The 26,333-nt window shown below is 70.1% G+C and carries 22 protein-coding genes and 1 pseudogene; 11 read left to right on the forward strand and 12 right to left on the reverse strand.

The window, feature by feature from the left end; translation table 11 throughout:
- Positions 1 to 90: 90 nt before the first annotated feature.
- Positions 91 to 286 (forward strand): annotated as a pseudogene (locus ACFWIC_RS30020) (IS5/IS1182 family transposase); the annotation flags it as partial.
- 2 nt (positions 287 to 288) lie between these two features.
- On the opposite strand, the gene ACFWIC_RS30025 reads toward ACFWIC_RS30020, so the two are convergent.
- Positions 289 to 720 carry a ribonuclease domain-containing protein gene (locus ACFWIC_RS30025; protein ID WP_380520441.1) on the reverse strand — a complete coding sequence of 144 codons (432 nt, stop codon included), beginning with the start codon at positions 718 to 720 and terminating at the stop codon, positions 289 to 291.
- A gap of 265 nt (positions 721 to 985) precedes the next feature.
- Complete coding sequence (locus ACFWIC_RS30030; RefSeq protein ID WP_380520442.1) at positions 986 to 1,399, reverse strand: ASCH domain-containing protein; 414 nt, start codon at positions 1,397 to 1,399, stop codon at positions 986 to 988.
- Between the two features lie 630 nt (positions 1,400 to 2,029).
- Here ACFWIC_RS30030 and ACFWIC_RS30035 point away from each other — a divergent pair.
- Complete coding sequence (locus ACFWIC_RS30035; protein WP_380520443.1) at positions 2,030 to 2,356, forward strand: hypothetical protein; 327 nt, start codon at positions 2,030 to 2,032, stop codon at positions 2,354 to 2,356.
- A gap of 143 nt (positions 2,357 to 2,499) precedes the next feature.
- Here ACFWIC_RS30035 and ACFWIC_RS30040 read toward each other — a convergent pair whose 3' ends face one another.
- From ACFWIC_RS30040 to ACFWIC_RS30055, 4 genes are all read right to left on the reverse strand, one after another.
- Positions 2,500 to 2,766 carry a hypothetical protein gene (locus tag ACFWIC_RS30040; protein WP_380520444.1) on the reverse strand — a complete coding sequence of 89 codons (267 nt, stop codon included), beginning with the start codon at positions 2,764 to 2,766 and terminating at the stop codon, positions 2,500 to 2,502.
- A 95-nt stretch (positions 2,767 to 2,861) separates the two neighbouring features.
- The gene (locus ACFWIC_RS30045) at positions 2,862 to 3,023 is read right to left on the reverse strand and encodes a hypothetical protein (protein ID WP_380520445.1); all 162 of its coding nucleotides are present in this window, start codon (positions 3,021 to 3,023) and stop codon (positions 2,862 to 2,864) included.
- 17 nt (positions 3,024 to 3,040) lie between these two features.
- Positions 3,041 to 3,184 carry a hypothetical protein gene (locus tag ACFWIC_RS30050; RefSeq protein ID WP_380520446.1) on the reverse strand — a complete coding sequence of 48 codons (144 nt, stop codon included), beginning with the start codon at positions 3,182 to 3,184 and terminating at the stop codon, positions 3,041 to 3,043.
- A 178-nt stretch (positions 3,185 to 3,362) separates the two neighbouring features.
- Positions 3,363 to 3,572, reverse strand: a complete 210-nt coding sequence (locus ACFWIC_RS30055) for a hypothetical protein (RefSeq protein WP_380520447.1) — start codon at positions 3,570 to 3,572, stop codon at positions 3,363 to 3,365.
- Positions 3,573 to 3,844: 272 nt separating this feature from the next.
- On the opposite strand from ACFWIC_RS30055, the gene ACFWIC_RS30060 reads away from it, so the two are divergent.
- Positions 3,845 to 4,180, forward strand: a complete 336-nt coding sequence (locus ACFWIC_RS30060; protein WP_380520474.1) for a hypothetical protein — start codon at positions 3,845 to 3,847, stop codon at positions 4,178 to 4,180.
- Between the two features lie 127 nt (positions 4,181 to 4,307).
- Here ACFWIC_RS30060 and ACFWIC_RS30065 read toward each other — a convergent pair whose 3' ends face one another.
- Positions 4,308 to 4,517 carry a DUF6243 family protein gene (locus tag ACFWIC_RS30065; protein WP_355401972.1) on the reverse strand — a complete coding sequence of 70 codons (210 nt, stop codon included), beginning with the start codon at positions 4,515 to 4,517 and terminating at the stop codon, positions 4,308 to 4,310.
- Between the two features lie 717 nt (positions 4,518 to 5,234).
- On the opposite strand from ACFWIC_RS30065, the gene ACFWIC_RS30070 reads away from it, so the two are divergent.
- A complete protein-coding gene (locus tag ACFWIC_RS30070; protein WP_380520448.1) occupies positions 5,235 to 5,639 on the forward strand; it encodes a hypothetical protein in 405 nt (134 codons plus the stop codon).
- Between the two features lie 318 nt (positions 5,640 to 5,957).
- Here ACFWIC_RS30070 and ACFWIC_RS30075 read toward each other — a convergent pair whose 3' ends face one another.
- Positions 5,958 to 6,287 carry a hypothetical protein gene (locus tag ACFWIC_RS30075; protein WP_355401968.1) on the reverse strand — a complete coding sequence of 110 codons (330 nt, stop codon included), beginning with the start codon at positions 6,285 to 6,287 and terminating at the stop codon, positions 5,958 to 5,960.
- Positions 6,288 to 7,109: 822 nt separating this feature from the next.
- Between ACFWIC_RS30075 and ACFWIC_RS30080 the strand changes: the two genes are divergently transcribed.
- Positions 7,110 to 7,388 (forward strand): hypothetical protein, encoded by a 279-nt coding sequence (locus ACFWIC_RS30080; RefSeq protein WP_380520449.1) that lies wholly within the window; start codon positions 7,110 to 7,112, stop codon positions 7,386 to 7,388.
- Between the two features lie 329 nt (positions 7,389 to 7,717).
- Positions 7,718 to 8,227 carry a hypothetical protein gene (locus ACFWIC_RS30085; protein WP_380520475.1) on the forward strand — a complete coding sequence of 170 codons (510 nt, stop codon included), beginning with the start codon at positions 7,718 to 7,720 and terminating at the stop codon, positions 8,225 to 8,227.
- 298 nt (positions 8,228 to 8,525) lie between these two features.
- Here the strand turns inward: ACFWIC_RS30085 and ACFWIC_RS30090 are convergent, their stop codons facing one another.
- Genes ACFWIC_RS30090 through ACFWIC_RS30105 form a run of 4 tightly spaced genes read right to left on the reverse strand, consistent with a single transcriptional unit; the run spans position 8,526 to position 16,807 of the window.
- On the reverse strand, positions 8,526 to 11,777 hold the full coding sequence (locus ACFWIC_RS30090) for a type I restriction endonuclease subunit R (protein WP_380520450.1): 3,252 nt from the start codon (positions 11,775 to 11,777) through the stop codon (positions 8,526 to 8,528).
- Positions 11,774 to 13,036: a restriction endonuclease subunit S gene (locus tag ACFWIC_RS30095; RefSeq protein WP_380520451.1), complete on the reverse strand. Its 1,263-nt coding sequence runs from the start codon at positions 13,034 to 13,036 to the stop codon at positions 11,774 to 11,776. The genes ACFWIC_RS30090 and ACFWIC_RS30095 overlap by 4 nt, the downstream gene beginning before the upstream one ends.
- Positions 13,029 to 14,651, reverse strand: a complete 1,623-nt coding sequence (locus ACFWIC_RS30100; RefSeq protein WP_380520452.1) for a type I restriction-modification system subunit M — start codon at positions 14,649 to 14,651, stop codon at positions 13,029 to 13,031. The genes ACFWIC_RS30095 and ACFWIC_RS30100 overlap by 8 nt, the downstream gene beginning before the upstream one ends.
- A gap of 17 nt (positions 14,652 to 14,668) precedes the next feature.
- On the reverse strand, positions 14,669 to 16,807 hold the full coding sequence (locus ACFWIC_RS30105) for a hypothetical protein (RefSeq protein WP_380520453.1): 2,139 nt from the start codon (positions 16,805 to 16,807) through the stop codon (positions 14,669 to 14,671).
- 441 nt (positions 16,808 to 17,248) lie between these two features.
- Here ACFWIC_RS30105 and ACFWIC_RS30110 point away from each other — a divergent pair, with 441 nt between their 5' ends.
- The 5 genes from ACFWIC_RS30110 to ACFWIC_RS30130 all read left to right on the forward strand — a co-directional run bounded on the left by ACFWIC_RS30110 (position 17,249) and on the right by ACFWIC_RS30130 (position 25,882).
- Positions 17,249 to 19,672 carry an AAA family ATPase gene (locus ACFWIC_RS30110; RefSeq protein ID WP_380520454.1) on the forward strand — a complete coding sequence of 808 codons (2,424 nt, stop codon included), beginning with the start codon at positions 17,249 to 17,251 and terminating at the stop codon, positions 19,670 to 19,672.
- Positions 19,669 to 20,058: a hypothetical protein gene (locus tag ACFWIC_RS30115; RefSeq protein WP_380520455.1), complete on the forward strand. Its 390-nt coding sequence runs from the start codon at positions 19,669 to 19,671 to the stop codon at positions 20,056 to 20,058. Before ACFWIC_RS30110 ends, ACFWIC_RS30115 begins: the two co-directional genes overlap by 4 nt.
- A gap of 92 nt (positions 20,059 to 20,150) precedes the next feature.
- Positions 20,151 to 23,507 carry a HelD family protein gene (locus ACFWIC_RS30120; RefSeq protein ID WP_380520456.1) on the forward strand — a complete coding sequence of 1,119 codons (3,357 nt, stop codon included), beginning with the start codon at positions 20,151 to 20,153 and terminating at the stop codon, positions 23,505 to 23,507.
- A 186-nt stretch (positions 23,508 to 23,693) separates the two neighbouring features.
- Positions 23,694 to 24,299 (forward strand): hypothetical protein, encoded by a 606-nt coding sequence (locus ACFWIC_RS30125; RefSeq protein ID WP_350784627.1) that lies wholly within the window; start codon positions 23,694 to 23,696, stop codon positions 24,297 to 24,299.
- 215 nt (positions 24,300 to 24,514) lie between these two features.
- On the forward strand, positions 24,515 to 25,882 hold the full coding sequence (locus ACFWIC_RS30130; RefSeq protein ID WP_380520457.1) for a tyrosine-type recombinase/integrase: 1,368 nt from the start codon (positions 24,515 to 24,517) through the stop codon (positions 25,880 to 25,882).
- Positions 25,883 to 26,333: the final 451 nt, after the last annotated feature.

Here is a 26,333-nt window from a genome sequence, read left to right on the forward strand (position 1 = left end):
ACCACCTTTTCGATCATGATCGACAAGGGGACCAAGTCATGCCGGGCCGGGAGGCCGGGAACCCCGTTGCGGGGCCACGAAAACGGTAACGGGGACCTTGTCGGCCCCTCGCCCGTCGACCGCGCCCGTCCCGGCTCCGAACACCATGTGATCGTGGATCGTTGCGGCACTCCGCTCGCCGTGACGCGCTGAGGGCAATCGCCACGACGTCACCCGGCCAAGGACCGACGGCCCGGCGGGAGGTCCCACCGGGCCGGACCGAGCAGGGCCTCGGGCGCTGCGGGCGCGTCAGCAGCCTTCGGAGATCTCGCGGAAGTTGGCGTAGTGGTCGGCGCTGTACCAGGTCTGCGAGGTGCGCTCGTCGCGGACCAGGCGCTCGGCGTCCCGGTGGGTGGTGGGCTTCGGGCGGGGGTTGACGTCGTACTCGTGGTACTCGCCGCCAGCCGGGAGGTCCCCGCTGCGGTTGCCGTACGGGTTGCTGCCGCGGATGAACTCCGGGCCGGGAATCCGGAAGTCGACCGGGCGGAGGCTGGTGGGCCACTCAAGGCTTTCCCAGATGCGGCAGGCCCGTTCGACCTGCTCCGGGAAGTCCTGGACGGGCAGCGGGGGCTGGATGACCGCCCGGACGACCGGAGCGGCGGCCAGCGCGGGGGCGGCGGGAACGAGCGGGCAGGCCAGGGCGAGGACCAGAGCGGCCTGCGCCAGACGGCGGAGAGTCATGGGGGGTACCCGATTCCGTGCGGGAACGTGTGCAGGGAAGGCGTACCGCGCGCACGCCCGACACCCCGGCGGCCACGCCGCAGCCACCCCCTCCCCCAACCCGTCCGAGTGAGTCCCGAAGCCCGACAGGGGCGACCGGAAGGACGCCTCCCGCCGGAAGAGGCCGGTCTCCTCGGCCGTCCGCAGGACCGGACGAGGACGGCCGCAAGGCCGAGTGCGGCCCGCTGGGCGACGGCGACTGCCCGACCCGGCAAGGAGAAACGCCTCAGGAGGCCGTCCGGCCGGACGGGCCCTGCGCCTGCCCCGCCGTGCCGACCAGACGGAAGGCCAGGCAGGCCACGGCGGTGTCGTCCCCGACCGTGCTGCCCAGCCGCTGCCAGTAGCCGCGGTGGCCCGCGCGCCACTCCTCCAGGGACGCGTCGCCCTCGCCCTCGGCCGCCGCGTGCTCCCAGCCCACCTCGCCGAAGGGCCGCACCTCCACCGCGGTGATCTCGACGACCCCGACCGGCCGGCCGCGGTCGTCCAGCAGGGCCAGCCGCTCGCCGACGTGCTCCAACTCCTCGCACTGCTCGGCGTACTCCCCGAACAGGCCGGTGGTGGTGGTCTTCGCCCCGCTCAGCACCAGGGAGTTCAGCCAGGTCCGCATCCCGTCCGGAGTGCCCAGCTCAAGGGAGCGCATGCCGTCGATCCGCGGCCACATCGCCGCACCGCCCTCACCCGGCGTCCACCGGCTCGAAAGGGGTTGCCTGCGCCCGAGCGTAGCGGCCCGCCCCCGACCCCGGCTCCCGCCGCCCCGAGCGGACTCCCGTGGGGCGCGTCCCCACCTGACGCGTCGTCACCGCGCGCTGAGCACGGCCTCCTCGAAGGCGGCGGACACGGTGAAGCCCAGCCGCTCGTACAGCCCCCGCGCGGTGGCGTGGTCGGCGTGCACGTTGAGCCCGACCGGTCGACGACGTCCTCGCGCAGCAGGCGGCACAGCTGCGCGGCGCACGCCCCCGCCGCGCCGCGCCCGCGCGCCGGCGGAAGGGTGGCCACGTTGCCGATCACGGCCACCCGGTGGAGGCTCTCGGGCCAGCCTTTCACCGTCAGCGGCCTGCCACCGAGTTGATTCGCGCCGATCGCCCTGCGAGAGCACCTGCGGGCCCAGGGCTCGTCCCACGGATCGGATGCGGAATCCTCGGGGCTGCCACCGCCGAACGGCGACACGGACGCCCACTCAGAAGAAACGTTTCTTCTCTTTCTACTCTTCTAGGGTGATGTCATACCAATCACCCGGTACCGCGAGGTATCCGTCCCGAAGTGCCCGTCCATGCGCCTTCGTCAGGCCGCCGTCACCACGGTCGGCGTGCTCACTCTCCTCCTGTCCATTCCCACCCCCGCCAGCGCCGCCAGCGGCGCATTCGAGTACCAGCACGGCCGCGGCCTCCCGGGCCTGCTCGTCAATCCCCAGAGCGCGGAATGCATCAACATCCCCGGGGCGACCGAGGATGATCCGGCCTTCGCGCCTTGGAACCTCACCACGTCGACCACCGTGGCCTTCCTCGAAGCCGACTGCGCGGGTGACGTCTTCCGCACCATGGTGCCGGGCACGAGGCTCGGGAACCGTCTGCATCTCCGGTCCGTCCTCTTCAGCTGACACCGGCTACGGCCCCGGCGGTCGGCCGTTCCCTCCGGAGCACCCTGGTCGTCGCCCCGGTCGTGCCGTCGGCCGAGGCGCGGCGGTACCGGTTCGCGCCGCTGCCGCCACGCCTCGCGCCTGGGCTCGCCCAGGCCACCGGGTCAGTCGTCGGCGGCGACCAGGAGAGTGAGCACGCCCATCCGGCGCTCGATGAGCACCGGTTCGTGGAACTCGACGTGGACCGGGCCGTAGTCAAGGCGCGCGTCCTCGGGCAGCTCGCCGAGGAGGTAGCGGCTGGTGGCGTTGCGGATCGGGGTGCAGACGTCCGTGGTCAGCCGGGTGTCGAGGCCGACGGGGGTGGCGGCTCCGTCGGCGGCCCAGGAGCGGATGACCGCGGCGGCCGCCAGGGCGTCGAGCGACTCGTACACGGCCGGGGTGATGCGGTCGGACCACCACTGGCCGTGGCGCGGCTCGGTCCAGGTGCCGGCGCCGTCGTAAGTGCCGCTGAACTCCGGGTGGGCGATCAGGGCCGCCAGCCGGCCCGGTCGTCGGGCGGGTCCCCGAGGAGGCGGAAGCGCTTGATGTCCACCCAGCGGTAGCCGTGTCCTTCGCCGTCCGGGAAGGCGAAATCACGGAAGTTGATGAAGGAGCCGTCCCACAAGGTCAGACCATGCTGACGCTGCATGGGGATCGACATAATGATCACTCTGCGTAATGGTTGTTTGCCGAGGCGTCCGGCACCGGAAGCAGCGTGCCGTCGACCGCCACCACCGGGATCGTGCGCCACCGTCCCTGCGGCCCCGTCGTGGCCACCGGGCCACGGACCAGGTCGAACAGCGCCTTCAACGGAGACGCCGACGGGCCTGCCGTAACGCGCTGGTGCTCGGCCCGGCGGACGCGGGGCCCGTCTGGCCGGCACACATCCGGTCGAAAACCTGCCGGCCTCCCGTTCTGTCTCCGGTTTCCGCTCGTCGCGCTGGGGCACCCAGTCGACGGGCTCGGCCGGCCGCGGGTCCAGGACCGCCTAGACCTCGTCCTTGATCTGCGCGGCCGGGACGGGCGCGATGAACTCCACCCCGGACTCCAGCAGAGCCACGATGTTGGAGTGGGACACCGGTTTGGAGTCCGCGACCATCAGGAACTCGTGGGTGCCGACCATCGCTTTGAGGTCATTCATCGCTGCGACGACCTGGCCGACCTCGGCCGCGGCGCCGCTGAAGACGCGGGAACGCACGGGGATGCCGCCGTCGGCGGACACCGCGAGCCCGGCCTGGACCTGTTCCAGGTCCAGGCGCCGGCCCTTGGGACGCCCGTTGCAGCCGATCAGCGGATACCGCTCGCCCTGGTCCTCGACGGGGCCCCGACAGCCACCGCCGCGCCATCCGCCGGGCCGGCTTCCCCGACGAACTCGACGCCCGCACCGCACTGCGGCGCTTCAACCAGGGCCTGGCCCTGTGCGTCATCACCGACCCCGGACAGCGCACCGCCGACTACCTGCGGGACCGGCTGGACGAGAAGGAACTCCGCCTCAAGCCCACCACCATGGCCCGCTACCGCACCTACACCGAACAGGACCTGATCCCCGCCCTCGACGCGATCCCCCTGATCGACCTCACCCGCCAGCACCTGGCCGTGTTCGTCACCACCCAGCTGCGCCGGGGCCGCGGCAAGGTCACCGTCCACCGGATCCTCGCCGCGCTCTCGTGTCCCCATCCTCTGCCGCCGCCGGCTGCGGTGCTGCCCGGGCTGGGCACGGGGACGTGCCGAGCTGCTGGTTCAGCTCGGGGTGGTGGCGATGACGGGGCTGCCGATTCTGCGGCTGCCCCAGGGGTGGTCAGCTGAGCTGAGACGCGGGTGGTCGGCCAAAAGCCGAGCGGGACCCGCCGCGCCCAGTACGGCAGCAGGGCTCGGACCGCGCGTCGCGGTCCGAGCCCTGCCCCGTGCGGTACCGCGCTGCGGCGGCGGTGCGTCAGCCCTGTACGGTGTCGCCGCCGGCCTGCCCGGCGCCCTCAACCGTTCCTGCCTTCTCGCGCATCTTGCGCACCAGTTCCGCCTTCTGGTCGGCTGCACCCTGGCGGTCGAGGTTGCGGTGCGGACCGTTGTTCTGCCGTTCGGCGCGGGACTGCCTCTTGCGCTGGCCGCCGCCCATGCCCACGGGGTTGTTAATGTTCTTGCTCACGGTCGCGGGTTCTCCCGGTGGTGAAGTGAAGTGATCTACGGATTCATCGGTGGAGGACGGGCGGCGGCATCGAAGGACGCCGGCAGGGGCCCATCACGCACTCACTCGCAAGTCGGCGTCTGGAAGAACATAACAAAGACGTTACCCGGCTCCGTCGGCCCTGCAGACCAACCTTTTCGCCGCCCCCTCACCTGCCAGGCCTTCGGCGAGCGCCCGGGGCCGGCCGGTTCCTTCCTGGATTCCCAACACCGCCAGCACACGCCGGTCGTCGCCGCCCACCGTGTCCACATGGGCGTTGCCGGGCCGCGGGGCGTTGCCGGTGGTCGCGAGCACACCGATGGCATGAGAGGTCATCTCACTTGCGTCCCGCCGCTGCGAGACGGCCCTTGGCTCGGGCAGCGGCGATTCACCTGCCGGTTTCCGGTCCCGTGTCCTCTCGGCCACGCGGTGGGCAGCGCCCGTGGGGAGAGGACACGGAATCCGAGATCCCACACCGCCTGCCGGTCGGCCGGGACACCCTTCGCTGCCACTCGCCGGCCCGGGCGGATCAAGTTCGGCTACCCACCGGATGCGGATGGTGATCTTCCGGGCGGTGTGCAGGGTGTACCGGCAGTGCGGGTGCCGGGACGAGGGCGGGAGACCTGTTCGAGGTCCTGCCCGGTACCGGCATGCGCCGCGGTGAGTTCCTGACACCCGCACTGGTCGGACATCCACCTCATGGACCGCAAGCTGTTCGTCCGCCGGACCCTGTCCGCCGTGGACAACGGCGACCTCCACTTCGACCAGCCGAAGACCGAGGCCGGCCGCGCCTGGATCAGCCTCTCCCCCTGGGTCACGGCCGCTCTCCACCGCCAGGCCGCAATCCAGATGAACGCCCACCCGACGGGCCGGTTGGAAGGCCTGGCCCTCGCCCACGCGGACGGGTCACGCCTGCGGCCCCAGTGGGTCCTCGACCAGCTCCGCAAACGCACCGCCGAGCTGGGCCTGCCCCGGATCGAGCTGCACGACCTACGGCACACGGCTGCCGGCATCATGGCCCCGGGCACAACCCGGCCCTGTTGTCGCCACGCTCCAGGATGTCCTCTGGTGCGTCGCGGGACGGCGGGGACCTCCTCGACCTGATCGAGAAGGTCGACCGGCAGACGGTGCAGCAGTTGGGCGGCGAGTTCGGCGTCCAGGCGCTCGGCGTCCCCGGAGAAGCCGTGGTCGGCGCGCAGCGCGGCCCGCAGTTCCCGCGCCGTGTCCATCGGAGGCCACCCGAGACGGTCAATCCCCGCGCCCGCGTTCGGCAGGCCTGGCGCTCGTCCCCACCACCCTCTCCCTGATCCCGGGCCCCGGCAACAGGCCCTGCTGCCCTCGACGGTATCCACCCGCACCGACACGGCCCGGCCCGGCCCGGCCCGGCCCGCCGGGACGGTGACGGTCGATCCTGTGGTGCGCTCAGGAGAAGAGGACGGAGCGGAGGTGCAGCCGGTTGCCAAGCTTCGCGCCCGGCTTCATCACGCGGTACACGTCGCCCCTGCAGCCGGACTCGAGGAACACCACGGCCGTCGAGGTGGTGAAGTTCTCGGGTGCGAAGGCCGGGTCCTCATCGGTCGCCCCGGGCAGGTCGATGCACTTTTCGCTCTCCGGGTCGACGAGCCCGGCCGGAGCACCGCGGCCGACCTTGTAGAGGAAGTCGCCGGTGGCGGCGCTCGCGGGGGTGGGGAAGGCCAGGGCGAAGGGGAGCAGGCCGGTGGCGGCGATGATGGCCGCCCGACGGATGCGCATGAGGGGTCTCCCGTCGAAGATCACGCCAGGTCGCTTGGAGTGTGCAAACGATGACGCTGGGTATTCGCTCACTGCGGCGTCGAGTCGCGGCGGGATGCCCCGCCCGGTCCCGCGGCTGCCGTGCTGCCCCGCCCCCGCCGGGGCAACCGGCCACTCCCTGGAGCCCAACACCGAAGGCTGGCACCGCGAGGAGGAGCGCAAGGCCGTCGCCAAGGTCCCGGACGCGATCGCCAAACCGAACCTCCCCAGCGGCGGCTCGATGGTCGTCTCCTGCAGCCGCCTGCTCGAATCCCCCCACCAGGTCGGACGCGTCCTCCACCACCTCGACAGCCCCGAACTCACCGAGCGCGCCCTCGCCCAGACCTCCGCCGAACTCGCCGCCGTGGAGGGCGCCGACCTCGGCGACCTGGCCGGACGCGCGCAGCAGGCCGTCCTGCTCAGTCGCGAGGACGCCTCCCCCGTCCGGATCGTCGCCGCCGACCGACTGCTGGAGCAGAACCCGTCCGGGTCGGTGGAGCTCTTCTCGGCCGTCGACCCGACCGCGGCGGCCGTCGCGGCGGCGCACTGGCTGGCCACCGCGCCCGAGGTCACCGCAGAGGCCTCCGGCGACGACCCCGCCCAGGTGGTTCTGGAAGCCGACAACATCGAGGCCCTCCCCCACGAGACCCCCACCCTCGTCCTCGGCCTCATCGAGGACGGTGCCACCCCGGACGACGTCGTCACCGGCCTCCTCCGTCACGCCATGCACGTCGCCGACGGTCTCCTCCCCGACCCCGCCGGCCTGCGCGAACAACTCGAGAACCTTGAGGACGCCCTCACCGAATGCGCCGACGAGGAGGCCGACCCGGAGGACACCGGCCTTCGCCTCACCCTCCTCGACCCCAAGCTCCCGCCCGCGACCTCCTCAAAGACCTCCTCACCGGCATCCACGACTGCTGGCTCCTCCACAGCGAGTACGACGACCTCGACACGGACGAAGTCCTCGGCGACGCCGAGGACTGGGACGACGAACAGGCCGAGGAACACCAGAGGCGCAGCCGGGACCGCTTCGCGCAGCTCCTTCGCGACGCCGCCGCCGCGAACGGCGTCCGTTTCCTCTGACCGAGCCCCGGGCGACAGCACACCCGGTGAAGCCCGGCTGACCTGTGGTTCTCCCTTCGCTGCTGGCCAAGAGAGAACCGCAGGTCAGCCAGTATTCTCGTGGCCGGGTGGTCGCACGGTGATCGCCTCGCGGGCGCACACGGGAAGGGAAAGACCCGTGCGCGAGCCCCTTCGAGGCGATCACCACTCCGCCCGTCGACGGCCACCGCCGCACCGTCCGCCGCGCCGGCTTCCCCGACGAGATCGACGCCCGCACCCCGCTGCGGCATTTCAACGCGGGCCTCGCTCTGTGCGTCATCACCGACCCGCGGCAGCGCACCGCCGAATACCTGAGGGACTGGTTCGACGAGAAGGAGCCGCGCCTCAAGCCCACCACCATGGGCCGCTACCGCGCCTACGCCGAACAGGGCCTGATCCCCGGCCTCGGCACGATCCCGCTGGTCGACCTCACCCGCCAGCACCTGCAGGCCTTCGTCACCACGCAGCTGCGCCGGGGCCGCGGCAAGGTCACCGTCTACCGGATCCTGGCCACCCTCTCCAGCGCCCTGTCCACCGCCGTCCACGACGGCCGGCTCGCCCGCAACCCCACCAAACGCCTCAGCCCCCAGGCGCTTGCGGACCAAGGAGCAGACCGCCCGCTTCCTGCGCTTCACCCACTCGCCGGCCCCCTCTACGCCGACCTCGCCGTCCTCGGCCGACCCAGCTGTCGGGCCCGGCACCCCTGGCACCAGAACCCACGCCCCCACCAGCAACTGCCCGCCCACCAGCAGGCACGAACAGCCGAGCCGTCAGCGCCCTGGCCGATGTGGCCCGGCGACCACAATGCGACCACCAGCTGACGCCACAACAAAAAGAGCCGGCACTCGGTTTCCCAAGTACCGGCTCTCACAACCGACATCACTGTCGGGACGACAGGATTTGAACCTGCGCCCCCTTGACCCCCAGTCGCCCGGCGATGTTGACCTCAGCCTGCCGTGCGCTGAACGGAACGCGTTGTCCGTGCAGAAGGCCAAGCCTTGCGCGAGCTGGTCTACGGCGTGTGGTCCCCAGACCGTCCCCGCACGCCATGTACCCACCTATGAGTAGCGTCGGGGACTGGCACGGTGGCTGATGCTCCGTTTTCAGTCCCCGACCCTATTATTCCCGGTTCGTGGACCACTCGTTGGCGAAGTGCTCCATCTGCTTAAGGACCAGGTCGATGGCCTCCGGGGCCTCGTCCGGCGGGTAGTTGCGGCGGGCCAGAAGTCGCTTGATGGCACTCCGAAGGCGGGCGCGGACCGGCTCGCGGGCGATCCAGTCCGGCTTGAGCTTGCTGCGGACCTCCGCGACCAGCTCGCGGGCGATGCCGGCCAGCACCTCGTCGCCCATGACCGAGCGAGCCGTGCCGTGGTCGGCGACCGCGTCGTAGAAGGCGAGCTCGCGCCAGTCCAGCGGCGGCTCGAACTTCTCACCGCGCCGGGCGTCCTCAATGACCTCCTTGGCCATCTCCACAAGCTTGGCGATGAGCTCCGCACTCGTGCACTGCTGCCGCATGTACCGGACCATGAGGTCCTGCAGTCGCTCGGAGAAGGTCGTGCGCCGGACGATATTGTGCCGGGTCACCTCGCGCATCTTCTGTTCGACGAGCCGCCGCAGGGCCTCCGCCGCCAGGTGGGGGGTCTCGCTGCTCTGGAGCTTCGCGACGAGCGCGTCGTTGAGGTGCGTCAGGTCGGCGGTCTCCAGGCCGGCCTCGGCGAGGAGGTCGGTCACCCCGCCGGTCTCGACGACCGAGGAGGTGAGCTGCGCGAGGTACAGCTCGACGTCGCGGGCGACGGGGAGGCCGCGGGCCTCGCGATTCATCGCGTCGATCTTCGCCATGTAGGCGCGGACCTCGACGAAGAACTGGATGTCCCTGCGCCAGGCCGGGTGGTCCGGGAAGCGTTCGCCGATGCCGGTGGAGCTGCCGCAGAGCGCGTGGAAGCGCTCCAGGCGGTGGGCGTGCTCGCGGTAGCGCCGGCCGAGCGTCTGCCGGGGATCGTCGAGCGTCTCGGGGTTGTTGCCCGGCGTGGACGGGTCGAGGAGGTAGTTCGCGGCCCGGAGCGCGGCGTCGATGAACGCCGTCTTGGAGGGGATGTCCAGCCGGGTCCGCCAGTCGAAGCCCCGCAGGATGTCGTTGAGGATGTCGTACTCGTTGCGCAGCTCGTCCAGCGCCCGGTCGAGGTCCTGCCCGAGCGTGCGGTCCTGCTGGTCGGCGTCCGTGTACTCGGCGATCGCCCGCTGGAGGTTCTCGGTGAGCGGCGCGTACCCGACGAGGAGGCCGTCCTCCTTGCCCCGGAAGCGGCGGTTGACGCGGGCCAGGGCCTGCATCAGGCCAGCGCCCTTGAGGGGCCGGTCCAGGTACATGGTGTGGACGGGAGGCGCGTCGAAGCCGGTCAGCAGCATGTTGTTGACGATGAGCAGCTGCAGCTCGTCCTCCGGGTCCTTGGCCCGGTTGATAACGGACTTGCGACGGCTGTCGCTCAGCGCGTGCGCGAGGAGCCGGTCGGAGTCCTTGCGCGTGTTCGACGAGAACACGATCTTCATCGCACCCTTGTCGATCTCGTCGCTGTGCCATTCGGGCCGCAGCTCACACAGGGCGTCGTACACGCTGACGCAGATCTCGCGGGTGGCGCAAACGATCATCGCCTTGCCGGGCGCGCCGCCCGTCTCGGAGACGCCGACGAACGGCTGCATCGCCGTCCGCCGCGTCTCCCAGTGCTGTACGAGGTCGGCGGCGAGGTCCCGAATGCGGGCGGGTGCGCCGTACATCGCATTCATCGTGGCGACGGCCTGCTCGACCCGGCGGCGCTCGACATCGTCGAGCCCCTCGGTGATCCGGTCGGCCTCCTCGTCGATGGTCGTCGGGTCGACGTCCCGGTCCATGACGAGCTGGATGACCCGGCTCTCGTGGAAAACCTTCACCGTCGCACCGTCGTCGGCGGCCCGCTTGAGGTCGTAGACGTCGATGTAGTCTCCGAACACCTCGCGGGTGTTGCGGTCAGCCTCGGAGATCGGCGTACCGGTGAAGGCGAGGAGCGTGGCGTGCGGGAGCGCGTCGCGCAGGTGGCGGGCGTAGCCGTCGAGGTTGTCGTAGTGGCTGCGGTGCGCCTCATCGACGACGACGATGATGTTCCGGCGGTCGGAGAGGAGCGGGTGGTCAGCCCCGGACTCCTTCTCCTCCTTCGTCCGCCCGAACTTCTGCAGCGTCGTGAAGAGGATGCCACCGACCCGCTTGGCAGCGAGCTCCTCGCGCAGTCCGGCCCGGGTGAGGACCTGCTTCGGCGCCTCCGGGAGGATCTCGCTCTCCAGGAACGTCGAGTACAGCTGATCGTCGAGGTCGGTGCGGTCCGTGATGACGACGACGGTCGGGTTCAGCAGCGCCGGATCCTTCATCACCATGGTGGTGGTGAGGACCATCTCCTCGGACTTGCCGGAGCCCTGGGTGTGCCAGACGACGCCGGCCTTCCCGTCGCTCGCGGCTGCGACGCGTACAGCTTCGGCGGCGCGGGTGACGGCGTGGTACTGGTGAGGCTTCGCGATGCGCTTCATTCGCTTCGACGGCACGAAGTTGATGAAGGACTTGATGAGGGCGAGGAAGCGGTCCTGGGTGAACAGGCCGTGCAGGGCCAGGTTCTGGCCCGAGTCCCATATGCCCTCGGCGGAGAACGGGTCGACGCGCTCGCCGAACTCGTCCGTGTTCCACGGCGCGAAGTGCTCATACGGCGTGAACGGCGTGCCGTACTTGGCCGTGATCCCGTCCGAGACGAGGACTACCGCATTGTACCGGAACGCGGTCGGGAACTCCTCCACGTAGCGGGTGACCTGGGTGTGCGCGTCCTGGAGCGTCGCGTCCTCGTCGCCGGCGCGCTTGAGCTCCAGGACGGCTAGCGGCAGTCCGTTGACGTAGAGCACGACATCGAAGCGGCGACGCTTCTCGCCGTCGATGACGGTGACCTGGTTGAGGACCCGGTACACGTTCCCCTCCGGGTCGTCGAGGTCGACGAGGCGGATGGTCGGGTTGTGTTCGGCCCCGAAGGCGTCGGTGTACGTGACGGACCGGATGCCGGCGGTCAGGTAACCGTGGGCGGTGCGGTTCTCCTCATACGTGTCCTGGGAGGACGGGGTCGCCGCGATGCCGACGGCGTCCCTGACGGCGTCCGGCGGCAGGTCCGGATTGAGCCGCTCGACCGCGTCCCGGAGGTCCGGGTAGAGGATCAGGTCGTCCCAGGACTTCCGGTGCCCGGAGCCGGGGGCGAACTCATTGCCGGGGGCTGGCTCCCAGGCGAGCTCGGCCAGTTCATCTAGGGCGAGCAGCTCCCAGTCGGACTCGTGGGGGCGGTGGTTCGTTCTGTCGTCGGAGGCGTCGGTCATACGTGGTCCTCGACAATCTTCTCGGCGTCACGGACGCGGAGACGGCCAGACATGAGCTGCGGGAGGAGGGTGTCGCGGAGGGCGGCGAGTGTGCGGGACTCCATCGCCGCGGCCACGAGTCGCTGCCTCAGCGGCTCGGCCGCCGACTGGAACCTGCTGGTGGCTCCCTCACTCGGGACGTGGACGACCAGCGTGGACAGGTCGCTCTTGTTGAGGTGGGCGACGGTCGTCCCGGTCTTGTAGCCTTCCACCTTCGCCAAGGGGGCCCGGAGTGCCTCGCGGGCGAGGGCGATCCCCCCACCCACGCGAGACACCGCGTGTAGGACTCGCTGGTTCATTACCGCCGCATCGCCCAGCCAGAACGTGGGCCTGAACTCAGCGTCCATGCCAGCGACCACGTCTCCCGGGTTGACCACCAGCTCCTTCTCCAGATGTTGAGTCGTCCACACCTGCGGATTAAACGTCTTGAGATCGCGAATCCGAAGCAGTGGGCGGCCGGTGCCTTCATTGGAGAACTCGGAGGAGGCGAAGGGGGCTCCGAACGTCACGCGCAGGGCGTCCAGGAGGGGGTGTTCCCTCGCATCTCGTTCGGCCTGGGCCGCGGCGTACAGGCGGCGGATCAGCTCGTCGGCCGTTTCCTGGATGCGGTCGTTGACGGCGATTTTGTTGTCAAGAGAAGAGAGCGCGGAGACGATCCGGTCCTGCTCGTCACGGCTGGGAACGCAGACGTGAAGGGCTTTGGCCTCAGGGTAGTACACCGTCTGATGAGTCGTTCCGTGCGCGAACCTTCGGACGGACTCCTGCTCCATCACCAGCAGATAGTGGAGATAGCGGGATGAGATCCGGGGACCGCAGACCCAGTTGACGAAGTCCTGGCTCGTTGCCATGGGGACGCCCATTGTGACTACATAGCCCACTGATGCCGTTCGGGACAGGCAGACGGTACCGGCGGGGAGCAGGCGGGCGGACGAGTTATCCAGGCCTGCCTGGGTGACGGTCTGCAGGGTGGAGGTGATGACCCGTCCATGGTTTCCCGTTGCATCCTTGATGCCAATCCACGGAACATTGCCGTCCCAGTACTCGGCATGCCGACGACTCGGAGTGTGACCGCTTTCCAGGCGGGCCATGTCCGACAGCGGAGTCCACTCGAAACCAGCGGGTGCCGGGATGTCCGGCCTGCCGACGCTCAAGGCCCACTTGCCGGGGATGACCCCCGTCGTGGCGGCGCGTCCGCCCGTCGTCGTGGTGGTCCTAGCCACGGATGCCCCCCAGCTGCTCCCGCACCGTGTTCTCCAGCTCCGCCGACTGCTCGAACAGCCCGAACAGTTCCTCCGTCAGCGTGGCGATCCGTGCGGCCACGGCCGACGCGTCCTCTTCCTCCGTCTCGACGGCCCCCACGTACCGCCCCGGGATCAGCGCGTACCCGTGCTCCCTGACCGTCGCCAGGTCTGCCGAGAAACAGAAACCAGGCTGGTCCTCGTACGTCAGTCCCTCATCCTGGGCAGACTTGGTACCGCGCCAGGCGTGATAGGTGCCCGCGATCTTCGCGAGGTCGACCTCCGTCAAGATGCGCTCCGTACGGTCCACCATCTCGCCGAGCGCCCGCGCGTCGATGAAGAGGATCTCGCCGCGCCGGTCCTGAAGGCGCTTCGCACCTTGCGGACTCTTGTCCTTGGCCAGGAACCACAGACACGTGGGAATCTGCGCCGTGCGAAACAACTGCGGCGGCAGCGCGACCATGCAGGCCACGAGGTCGGCCTCCACCATCGACTGACGGATCTCGCCCTCGCCGTTCTGCGTCGAACTCATCGAGCCGTTGGCCAGAACGATGCCCGCCGTACCGCGTTCTCCCAGCTTGGAGACCATGTGCTGGAGCCAAGCGTAGTTGGCGTTGTTCTTCGGCGGGACGCCGTACTTCCAGCGGGCGTCGCCCTGATCCTGTGCCCAGTCCTTGATGTTGAAGGGCGGGTTGGCCATCACGAAGTCGGCCCTGAGGTCCGGGTGCTTGTCGTCGGCGAAGGTGTCGCCCCAGCGCGCCGCCAGGTTGCCGTCGATGCCGTGGATGGCGAGGTTCATCTTAGCCAGGCGCCAGGTGCGTTCGTTCAGTTCCTGGCCGAAGACGGAGATGTCGGCCTTGTGTCCCTTGCCCCGGTGGGCCTCGATGAACTTAGCGGCCTGGACGAACATGCCACCGGAGCCACATGCCGGGTCGTAAACACGCCCTTCGTACGGTTCCAAGATCTCCACGATCAGCCGGACCACGGACTGCGGGGTGTAGAACTCCCCGGCCCGCTTGCCCTCCGCGCGGGCGAAGTTGCCGAGGAAGTACTCGTACACCTCGCCCAGGATGTCCTGTGCCGGCTTGTCCTCGGTGCCGCCGAAGCGCGCGTCGCTGATGAGGTCGACGAGCTCGGCCAGGCGCTTCTGGTCGACGTTGTCGCGGTTGAAGATCTTCGGAAGGACACCGGTCAGGGCGGCGTTCTCGCGCATGACCGCGTCCATTGCCTCGTCGAGGAGCTTGCCCACGCCCTGGCTCTTGGCGTTGGCCGCGATCCACGACCAGCGGGCCGTCTCCGGAACCCAGAAGACGTGGGCACCGGTGTACTCGTCGCGGTCCTCCAGGAAGTCCCCGATCTGATCCTCGGAGATGCCGTCCTCGGCAAGCTCCTTGGCCAGCTCGTTGCGACGCTCCTCGAAGGCATCGGAGACGTACTTCAGGAAGATCAGGCCGAGGACGAACTCTTTGTACTGCGCGGCGTCGATGGAGCCGCGCAACTTGTCGGCGGCCTTCCAGAGGATCGCCTGAATCTCCTTGGGCGTGGAGGCGCTGAACAGCTCCTCCTGCTCGGTGGGCTTCTTTTTGCGCGGGGGCATAAGGTGGGCCGTCTCCTTCAGCTGGCGGTTTCGGGGAAGTTCTTGATGGTCAGGGTGCCGTCGGCCATGCCGGCGGCCGTGATGCGGGCCAGGTCGTCGAGCGCCTCGGTCTGCTGCCGCAGCAGCTCTGCCCGGCGCTCGATCTCGGCGAGCACAGCCTCGTACCGCTCCAGCTCCTCGCGCCCGAGGTCGGGAACGCTCAGGTCTTCGATGCCGTGCGAGGCGCGTACGGCTCCGCTGGTGCGGCCGTGCTCGGAGGCGGCGGCCTGCAGCAGGGCCGCCAGGGCCCGGGGGCGCACCGGAGGATCGGCGTCGGGGTGGATGCGCAGGACGCGGGCGGGAGCGGCGACGACCGACAGGCCCTCGGTGTCGACGTGGACGCCGAAGCGTGGGCTGGTGGTGACGACGACGTCGCCCGGCTCGGTGAACTGGACGTGCTCGTACGCCGTGAGGACCAGGCCTCGGTCGATGCGACGGCTCCCGAACCGCGCGGTACCGAGGATCTCCTCCGGCCCGATCACCGCGTAGTGGCCGTCGGAGGAGAGGTGTTCGAGGGCGATGCGGTGGCCGGGACGCCGACGCAGACGGCGCTCCTTCAGAAGACGGCGGACGGTCGTGCGGCGCACCGGCTGGTCCTCGGGGCGGAGGACCGCCCCGATCGTCAGGAGCCCGCCGGCGCCGACCTGACGCACGGTGCGCTCGTCGAGTTCGGCGATGTGCCGTTCCACGTCGGAGATGCGGGCCGGGCGTTCCACGACGGCCCGGGTGTGCCGGGCCTCGGGCGAGCGGTGCTGGGGGGTGAAGGCGGCGCCCGGCCGGTCGTCGAGCTCCTTTGCCGGCACGACTACCGCGTGGCGGGGCTGGTGCCGACGGTCCCCCCGCCAGTCGGAGGCCTTCCAGATGGCGATGTCCTCGGCAAGCACGTCGAGGACCGGCCCGGTGAGCGGCTGGGCGGAGTAGTCAGCGAGGAGGACAAGTCCCGCGCGCTCGTCCTCGGGCGTGCGAGCCAGGATCCAGACGGCGGTGCGGTAGCCGGGGCGGTAGGCGAAGGCTCCGTCGGACAGGCTGATTGCCGCCTTGAGGAGGCCCTCATCGAGGAAGGAGCGGCGCAGCCGGTCCGCGCCGCCGTACCGGGGCAGCGCCTGGACCAGCGCGTCGGCCGGCCCGAGGACGACCGCCGCCGAGCCCTCGCCGAGGTAGTCGGTGAGGGCCTGGATCCGTTCCAGGACCTGGCGTGCGCTGCGGGTCTCGCCCGCCTCGTACGGGAGGGCGCAGACCAGTACGTCGGGGTCGCCCTCGTCCGTGGACAGCTCCTCGCCCTCGGTGACGTCGAGCGAGAACTCGAACACGCCCCGGACGAGCATCCGGCGCCGGACGAGACGGGCGAGCGTCGGATCTGGCTCGGCCGCGAGGTAGGTGTGCCCGGAGTCCTCGGGCGCCGCCGCGTGCAGGGCGGCGAGCAGGTCGCCGCTGCGGGCGTACGGAGTGGCGAGGACGGACTCGTCGGCCAGGGTGTCGACGCCGGCCAGGGCCGCGAGGGCGCGGGCCACCGCCGGGGTGGGCTCCTCGGTGGCCAGGTCGTGGGAGCCAAGGCGGCGGCGGGCCTCCAGGACCCAGTCGAGAGCTTCGGCAGGGGTGTAGGCGGCCTCGGTCAGCTCGTCGGCGAGCGCGCCCAGGGCCGGACCCAGGCGCTCCGCGTCGGGAACGGCCCGCAGTTCGGAGAGGAGGAAGGCGTCCTCCGCGTCGAGATCCGCTGCCCGGTCGAGGAGATCGGCCCAGGCGCCCTCCCCGACGGGAGCGTCGTGCTGCTGGCGCAGGCAGATCAGGGCCGTCAGCGCGCCCACCAGAACGGGGGCGGAGAGGCCGGAGGACCGCCAGGCGGAGAGGGTGTGCAGGGCCACCTCGGCGCGCAGGCGCCGGGGCTCGGTGTTGCCCCGGCCCGTCCTCGCCAGCCACTCCACCACCTCCTGCGCGTCGAAGAGCGGACTACCGCCCTGGCGGGTCACCGGTGCGGGGAAGTCGGAGTGGCGCCGGCTCCAGGTGGTGGGAACGGGCCGCTTCACCTGGGCGAGGGCGGCGATCTCGGCGTATCCGATACGCCAGGACGGCGGGCCGGGCAGGATGGGGGAGCCGTCAACCTGCGTCGGACTGCTCATCGATCCCCCTCCCGTGGGCGTTCGTAGGCGTCCACGGACCCTTCCGCGGAATCGCGTCCGCCACGGCGACCCGGTGGGCCTCGCCGAACGAACGGCAGAAGCCTACCGCCAATCAGTAGTGGATTCACTAATTGCCTGATAACCCCCCTTATCAAGGGGATCATGCTCATGAACCTGCCCGGGGCGGCAGGCTTCCCCGTCGACAGACGGTTCCCGCGACGACCGCGCGGCCCCAGAAGCGCGGAGCCCGTCACAGCCAACACGACCTGCCATCCGGGCGACAGGCGAAGAGCCATCAACTAGACCTACTGGAAGCAAAGTTGATAACCCTGGTTATCAGTCCTCCAAAGACTTCAATACCCCATCTCCTCCTATCGTCTCCTCCTGTCAGAAGGCGGTGATCGATACCGCCGAACCCGCCACACCGCGCAGGAGGCCCCCGTGCCTGAGAAGGAACAGCACCAGCGGACCGCGCTCCCCCTCGCCGAGACCGTGGCGAAGCGCCTGGCTGAGTCGGCCCTCCCCGGACCCGTCAAGGCCCTTCTCCGTGAAGCGCTCGACGGCGGCGCCGACGGCACCGTCGCTTCGTCGGCCGTCTCCGGGCGCGTCTTTCTCGACTCCCTCACCGTCAACGGCTTCCGCGGCATCGGCCCCCGCGCCCGGCTGAGCCTCAGCCCCCGTCCCGGCGTGAACCTCGTCGTGGGCCGCAACGGCTCCGGCAAGTCCAGCCTCGCCGACGCCATCGAGGTCGGCTTCACCGGTGCCAGGGTCCACCGGTCGGGCCAGGACGCCACGCGCGGCGGCCACTGGTCCAACCTCCACGCCGGCGACGACCCCGCGATCGAGGTCAAGCTCGCGATCGAGGGCGACACCAGCCGCAGCACCCTCACCCGTACCTGGACGAGCAAGGAGTTCGGAAGCTCCGAGGCCACCTTCAAGCGCCCGGGCCACGCAACCGTGCCCCTGGCCGAGGCCGGCTGGGACACGGCCCTCACCGACCACCGGCCGTTCCTCTCGTACACCGACCTCGACCTCATGCTCACCGGCAAGCCGTCCGAGCGGTATGACGCGATCGCCGCCATCCTCGGTATGGAGCTGCTCTCCACCGCGACCAACAGGCTGAGCACGCGGGAGAAGGCCCTCGCCGCTGCCGCGAAGGAGATGCGGGACGCCCTTCCCGGTCTGAAGGACGCCCTCTACGCGCTGGAGGACGACGAGCGCGCCGTACGGGCCCTGGTCGCCGTGGACACCCCGGGCGCTCTGGATCTCGACACCATCGATGAACTCCTCGCCGGCCTCCCCCCGGCCGACGACAGCCGGCTCGCCGAGCTCCGCATCGAGGCCGGGGCACACGGTCCCGACCTGGCGGAGGTCGCGGCGGCCGTCCAGCGGCTGCTTATCGCTCTCGCCGACGTGGAGGACCTTCGTGGTACCGACGCAGAGAGCGCCCGGCTGCGCGCGGACCTGCTGGAGAAGGCCCTCGCCCATGTCGACCGGCACCCCTACGACGACGTCTGCCCGATGTGCGGAACGGATCGGGTCCTCGGACGGGAGTGGTACGACCACGCCTCCCGGCAGGTCGCGGAGCTGCGCCGCGAGGCGAAGGCTGCCGAGGACGCGCGCTCCGCCGTACGGGCGGGCGCGTGGAATCTCCAGAACCTCATCGAATCCCCCGTACGCATCCCCGCCTGCCTGACCGACCCGTGGAAGGTGTGGATCAACTGCCGGCAGATCACCGACCCCGTCGAGCTCGCTCGGAGCGCCGAGGAGGCCGCCATGGTCCTGGCCGACGCCTGTGACACCGCCAGGAGGTCCGCGGTCCGCGAGCTGGAGGAACGCGACGAGCGGTGGAGCGCGCTCGTCGTCCGGCTCGCCGCCTGGGCGGGCAAGGCACGTGAGACCGAGCGGGACAAGCCTCTGCTGAGCAACCTCCGCAAGGCGGTGAAGTGGATCAAGGACCTCACCACCGAGCTGCGGGAGCAGCGCATGGAGCGCTTCACCGGCGCCACGCAGGACATCTGGGAGCGCCTGCGGCAGGAGAGCAACGTCGACCTCACGGCCGTGAGCCTGAAGGGCGGCGAGAAGGCGAGCGTCCGCAAGCTCGTCATGGCGGCCTCCGTCGACGGCCAGGACGCCCCCGCGCTCGACGTCATGAGCCAGGGTGAACTGCACTCCCTCGCGCTCTCCCTCTTCCTGCCGCGGGCCACGACGGCGGACAGCCCGTTCGGCTTCCTCGTCATCGACGACCCTGTGCAGTCCATGGACCCGACCAAGGTGCACGGACTCGCCCAGGTGCTGCATGAGATGGGCAGGCACCAGCAGATCGTCGTCTTCACCCACGACACCCGTCTGCAGAAGGCGTTCACCGACCTGGAACTGCCGGTCACGGTCTTCCAGGTCACGCGTGGCGAGGGGTCCCGGGTGAAGGTCGAATGCGTCGACGACCCGGTCGCCCAGGCTATCGGCGACGCCCGGGCGATCGCCTCCACTCGGGGCCTTCCCGCCGAGGCGTACAGCCACGTGCTTCCGGGCCTGTGCCGTATTGCCCTGGAGAACGCCTTCCTGGAGGCCGCGTGGATCCGCCATCACCGCGCCGGCGGATCGGAGCGGGACCTCCAGGATGCGCTCGACAGTGCGGAGAGGTTCCAGAAGGTCGCGGCGCTCGCGCTCTTCGGTGACGTGGGACGTTTCGGCGATGTCGAGTCCGAGGTGCGCCGTCGTTACAAGGACCAGGCGTGGTTCCTCATCCGGAAGTGCCAGCGGGGAGCCCACCCCGACGGCATCTCGATCCCCGACCCCCACCGCTTCGTCTCGGATGTCGAGGCCCTGGCGCAGAAGATCCGCAAGCCGGAGGTGACCGCATGACCACCCACTGCCCCGCTTCTGTCGAAGGTCTGCTGCTGACCGCCGACCGCCTGCTCGACAGCGAACTCGCCGGCGTCACGACCACGAGCAGGCACCGCGGAGCGTGCCTCGTGCTGCGGACGGCCCTGGAGCTCTGCGTCGACCAGACGCTGAAAGTCGCGCTGCCCGGCCTGCCCCACACCACCTCGGGCCGCGCCAAGCTGCTCCTCCTGCACACCTTCACGGCGGCGGAGGCTGCCCGGCGCGCGAAGGCCCTCTGGGCCCAGCTCAGCCTGGGATGCCACTACCACCTGTACGAACTCGGGCCCACATACGACCAGGTACGGGTCTGGCGGGCCGAAGTCAACGCCCTCATCCAGGAACTGAGCGGCCGTTCAGGCAGCTGACTGTTCGCAACGATCTGGTTTCTGATAATTGTTTCAGCGGGTACGGGCACATGCCCGTAGCGGTGTCACCCGGCACCGCAGGGAGGACGCACATGAGCACCACCACTCGGGACGGGATCCTCGCCGAAGAGCAGTCGGCGGTGGACCACGCGTACGACTGCTACACCGCGAAGCTGGCCGAACTGACCGGCAGTTCGGCGGCCACCGCGTCCGCGAGCGGCAAGGACTCGATCGCCAACCGGGCCGAGGCGCAGGCCCGTGCCGAGGCGTACGGGGGGCTCGGCGACGAGGCCCTGGTCTTCGCCCGCGTCGACGCGCCGGAGGACCCGGGTGGCAAGCCCCAGCCGTGGTACATCGGGCGTCGGGGCGTACCGGACAGCGAGAACGACCCGGTGGTGGTGCTGTGGACCAGCCCGCTGGCGAAGCGGTGGATGGAGGCCAGGCCCGAGAGCCCGGGAGAGGTGGTCCTGCGGCGCCAACTGCGCTGCGTTCAGCGGATCGTCGAGGGCTACTTCGACGAGATCGCCTCGGCGACTTCCGCCCCCGAGCCTGTGGGCAAACCCGACCCCGTGGCCGAACGCGAGCCCGCCGCCGCACCCACCGTCCCGCAGCCCCGCCAGGCCGCCGACAACCTCCGGCCGGAGGGGCCGGACGACTTCCTGCTGCGCGAACTCCAGCGCTCGCGCGGCGGCCGGATGCGGGACATCGTCGAGACCATCCGCCGCGACCAGATGGAGCTGGTCACCGGCTCCCCCTCGGACATCCTCGTCATCCAGGGCGGCCCGGGCACCGGCAAGTCGGCGGTCGGCCTGCACCGGGTGACCTGGCTGGTCGACAACGAGCACTTCAGGGCCCAGGACATCCTCGTCGTCGGCCCCCACCAGCGGTTCCTCGAGTACGTCGGCCAGGTCCTGCCCACCCTCGGCACCCGGGACGTCAACACCGTCCAACTGGACCGCCTCTGGGACGGAGAGGTGCTCGGCACCGACTCCCCGCAGGCGCGCCTGGTGAAGTCGGACGAGCGGATGGCAGCCGTGCTGCACCGCCGGGTCGAGAGCGACTACCGCCCCGAAGCCCTCGACGGGCTCACCGTGGAGCCCTCGTTCGAGGGCGACGAACCCGCCGTCGTCGTCACCGCCGGCAGCACCACCCTGCGCGTGCCGAAGTCCGAGGTCTTGGCCCTCCTCGACCGGGCCCACTCCGGCGGCGGCTCCTTCCGGGAACGGCGCGACCGCTTCCGCGGCCTGTTGGTGGACCGGCTCCTCCAGGAGCTCGCCGCCGTCGCCCCGCGGCGCGGGCAGGCCGACACGATCCGCCGCGACCTGGAGCGCAACCGCCGGGTCGAGCGCCTCCTCGAACGCGTCTGGCCCTCGCCCGGCCCCCGGGAGGCACTGCGCACCCTCTACGACTCGGCCGAGCTGCTGAACGCCTGCGCCGACGGCATCCTCGACGAGGACGAACGGGCGGCCCTCTCCCGCGCCCGCGCCTCCAGCGCCGACGCCGACCCGTGGACCCTCGACGACCGTGTCTGCCTCGAAGAGCTCCAGGTGCTGATCGGCGGCGAACCGCTGCGGCGGTACGGGCACATCGTCGTCGACGAGGCGCAGGACCTCACTCCCATGCAGGCCCGCGCCCTGCGCCGGCGCTGCGCCACGGGCGGCTCGATGACCGTCCTCGGCGACCTCGCGCAGGCGACCGGGGCCCACATCCCGACCAGCTGGGACCTGCTCGGCGTGCTCCTCTCCGACCACGGCGACTGGAGCGTGGCCGGGCTGAACACCAGCTACCGCGTCCCCGCCGAGATCATGGCCTTCGTCGCGCCGCTCGCGCGCTCGATCGCCCCCGCCCTGCCGTACCCGCGGGCCGTCCGCGAGGCGGGGGCGGACGCCGTACGGACGGTGGCGACCGAGCCGTGGAAGCTGCTCGACGACACCGTCGCCCAGGTGGCCCGCCTGGTCCGCACCAACGACGGCAGCACCCCCCGGTCCGTGGCCGTCATCGTCCCCGACGACTCGGACTGGCTGGAGGCGATCAGCCGCCGGATCGACGAGGGCGGCGACATCGGCGAGCAGGACCGCGCGGCCGTCTCCGTGCTGGCCGCCGCCCAGAGCAAGGGCATGGAGTACGACCACGTCCTGGTCGTCGAGCCCGCCACGATCGCCGATCGCGGTCCCGCCGGGCTGCGGCAGCTCTACGTGGCGCTCACCCGCAGTACCCAGAGTCTGACCGTCCTGCACACCGCCCCGCTGCCGGAGGCGCTCACCGGCGCCAGGGCCGACGAGGCGCCGGCCGAGCCGGAGGGTGCGTTTTCCGAGCCGGAGAGCACGCCGGAGCGGCTGCCCCGGATCGGCGCCGACGTCAGGGTCGAGGTCGTGGAGCGGGCGCCGGGCGGTCGCTACAAGGTCAGACCGCTCTCCCCCGTGATCGATCGACCGCTCGTCCTCACCGTCCGCCACGGATCGGTTCCGCCGCGGCGGGGTGAGCTGCTGGACTGCTGGGTGTTCGCCAACGAAACCAGCCAGACCGTGCTCACCGCCGACCAGCGCGGCCGCTCGCCCGTCTCGGAGCGGATGGCCGGTCGCTACCTCGCGGCGATGGGGGTGCTCGGAGCACTCGCGGGGAGCGTCGACGACGTGCCCGACGCGCGGGGCCGCCTCTCTGAGCTCCAGGGCATGGCCAACCGCGTCCTCCGGCGGGACCAGGCCGACTGGGTCGACGTGTTCCACCTGCTCGGCGAACCGGACCGGGAGCGGCTGGGCGTGCTGCGCGACCTCGCCGCGACGACCAACCGCGCACTCAAGGACGGCGCGTTGGACAGGGGGCGGCTCGCAGAGGAAATGGCGGCGTCCGGATGGACTGAACCTCTCTCCGAAGCGCGGCGGGAGCTTCAGGAGCGCTGCACCACCGCCGTTTCGAAGAAGCTGGACTCCGACGAGGCCGTGCCCAACGTCCCGCAGCACCCCAACCAGCATCCTGGACAGAAGGAAGAAGCACAGATGACGACCGCGGACACCGCACCGGCTCCGACCACGAGGGAGGTCTTCCTCCGCACCCTCACGGAGGCCGCCGCGGCCGACCGCACGTGCAACAAGCACGAGGCGGTCCGCCACGCGTTGAAGGCCTCGCTCCTCTGGGCGGACCTCAAGCCGACCGACTCGCCGGTCGTCGACGTCAGCTGTGTCACCGGGCGCGGCCTCTTCCTCTACGAGGCCCTCGGCGCAGGCCACTCCGCCTATGCGGACCTCCGCGCGGGTGCGACCCGGCTGCTCGAGATCGCCCACCTGCTGCCCGACCGGGCCGACGGTCTCTACCTCGTTCTCTCCGAACCGCCCGCCGAGGACTGGGCCGCGGACATGATCCGCGATGTCTTCCGCATCCATGTCATCTGGCGCAGTCCGGCCGGTTGGGGCGGTGAGGGCACAGACATCGCGTTGGGTTCCGCCAAGTGACCCGGATATATGGGGGCAGTCCGGCTTGACGCTTAAGCGTCAAGCCGGGCATCGCGCTGGGCCACCGAGTAGCACTCCCTGCTCCGTGCACCCTGAGATCCCCCAATGCGCCCTTGATCCACCGTGCCGATCAGCGGACTGTCAGACCCTGAGGTTGGTCATAGGACGATCGATCGGGGGATTCTCATGTCGGACGCGCACTCCGCCAGTCCGTGGGTACGCACGGTCTTCGGCTCCCTCGCCGCCGAGGTCGCAGCCATCGTGCCCGCATGTCTTGTCCGCGCCCACGAACGCGCCCAAGGCGGCCACGAAGGCGTTCACACGCAGACGCTCGAAGCATACGGACACGGGCTCTACGCCGCACAGTACGAGGAACTGTCGGCCGGCCTCTCTCAGCTCCCCGGCGTCGAGCTGGTGCGCCTCCAGGCGCGGACCGTCGCCGTGGTCGCCGGCCATGTCATCTACCCGTACAGGTATGCGAAGAGGGACGTGCCCGTGACTGCTGCCAGACTCCGCAGCGCGTCGGGGCTTCGTGCTGACCTCATTCGCAGGCACGGTCCCGACCCGCGTCAGGTGGAGCTGGATCTCGGCATCGAACTGCCGGACGAGGACGAGCCTCACTCGGATCTCGCGCGCCTCTCACCGGACACCAAGCTTGTTCTCGTCGCCTACGCCTGTTCGCTGGCTGACGGTGTGGTCCGCCTGGAATGGGGATCTGCGGAGCTCCGCCGCGAAGATCGATCACTGATCTGGCACCGCCATGAGCCCCTGCCTATCCCGCGGCAGCGCTGACGCGAGAGGCTCTGGCACGCGACCGCTTGCGGGTCCGATCTCGTCCCAAGTCGATCTGCTAGAAGCAGCGGCTTGGCCGTACACCTCACCACGCCTATCGCTTCCGAACACCGTTTCAAGAGCCTCGCCATTTGGCCTCCGGACCAGGGCCATCTCTCGGTGCCACAGGCGCACGCTGGCCATACGTTCATCTGCTAATCCAGAGGGAGGACGTCATGCGTGGTACCGGAACGATCTACAAGCGGTGCGGCTGCCGGGACTCCGATACCGGTCGGCAGCTTGGAAGCCTTTGCCCGGACCTCCATCGCCGTGGCCACGGTTCCTGGTACCTCGCGATGCCAAGGCCCGCGACCGTCGACGATCACCGCTCCCGCCTGCGTCGGGGCGGGTATCGCACCCGCAAGGACGCCGCCGAGGCTCTCCGGCGTCTACGCGACCGCGACCGCGTGCGCCAGGGCGAGCTCCTCACCACCGGCCAGTGGCTGCTGCGCTGGTACAGCACCGTGGAGCCGCACCTCCGGCCGTCGACCGCGCGCGGCTACCGCAAGCACCTGGAGCAGTACCTCGTTCCGCTGCTCGGTCACGAACTGCTCTGCGAGCTGACCAACGAGGGCCTCCAGCAGGCCTTCAGCAGCATCGTCCGTCGGCACCAGAGCGCGGGCCGGCCGATAAGCGCGGGCACGCTACGCCGGATCCAGGCGACCTTGCGTGCCGCCCTCAACGTTGCCGTACGCAACGGGATGCTGACCACCAACCCGGCGCGACACCTCGACCTTCCGAGGGCGCCGCGCCCCCACCCGGTGGTGTGGACCGACGGTCGAGTGGCGGAGTGGGAGCGAACAGGCGAGCGCCCTCCCGTCGCTGTGTGGACGCCGGCCCAGACCGCTGCCTTCCTCGCCTACGCGAGCGGGCACCGCTTGTACGCGCTGTATCACCTGTATGCGCTGCGTGGCCTGCGTCGCGGGGAAGGCGTAGGGCTCCGCTGGTCGGGCTTCGACGCCTCCGGCCGAACGCTCACGGTCGCCAGGCAGCTACAGCAGCGAGAGAACGGCCGCCTTGAGGCCTGCCCGGTCAAGACTCGTGCCGGCGAACGGACAATCGCCCTCGACGGGAGCACCGTCCGCATCTTGAACACTCACCGTAATCAGCAGAGAAGGGAGAAACTCGCAGCGGGAATTGAATGGAATGAATCCGGATACGTATTCACCGACGTCTACGGGAGTCCGCTGCGCCCGGACCACGTCGGTCACGTCTTCCAGGGCATGGTTCGCAGAAGTGGCCTACCGCCGGTCCGCCTCCACGACCTGCGCCACGGCGCGGCAAGCCTTGCCTTGACCGGCGGATACGATCTCAAAGAAATCCAGGCCCAGTTGGGTCACTCGACGATCGTCACCACTGCCGACACCTACACGTCGGTCCTGCCCGAGACGGCCCATCTCAGCGCAGAAGCGACGGCCCGCGTGGTGATCGACGCAGCTCGGATGATCTCCAGAGGCATCCGTAGTCAGCCCAAGACGCGCAAGCGACGCTCAGAGGTCCGCCCCGCCGCCATCGCAAGCAGAAGAATCCGTAGCTCAGAGTGAGTTATTGACGTTTCGTCGGCGCGCCTGCCGCCCCACGCGCGCCCCACTCGCCACCCATCACGGGCCCCCACCCAAGCCAGTCCCCCACTCCGTGACGCACGCCTTCCCAGGTCAAGGGGCCTACGACCAAGAAAGTGATGACCGGAGAAGAATCCGCAGGCCTACGGATTAAAAGGCAGCTCTTGAGATAGCCTCGACTCGATGTAGGGTGCCGACTGGCCAGCACTCCTTACGTTCGTCACGGACCGTAGCCGCGACTCTTCGCCTGCCGTCGCTTTCAGGGTACTCCCCGGCCTTCGCCCGGCGCCCTGGCCTCGACCCACCAGGCAAGAACGCCAGTTGCGGCATGCATCGCAGCCAGCACCGAGAAGCACCCCCTCAACCCGGGGTGACCTGCGCAGACTCCCGGTGGCAGTAGGCCGTCCGCGGCGGTCACAGACATCCGGTCGCC

The organism is Kitasatospora sp. NPDC127035 (assembly GCF_042726075.1).
Taxonomy (GTDB): Bacteria; Actinomycetota; Actinomycetes; order Streptomycetales; family Streptomycetaceae; genus Kitasatospora.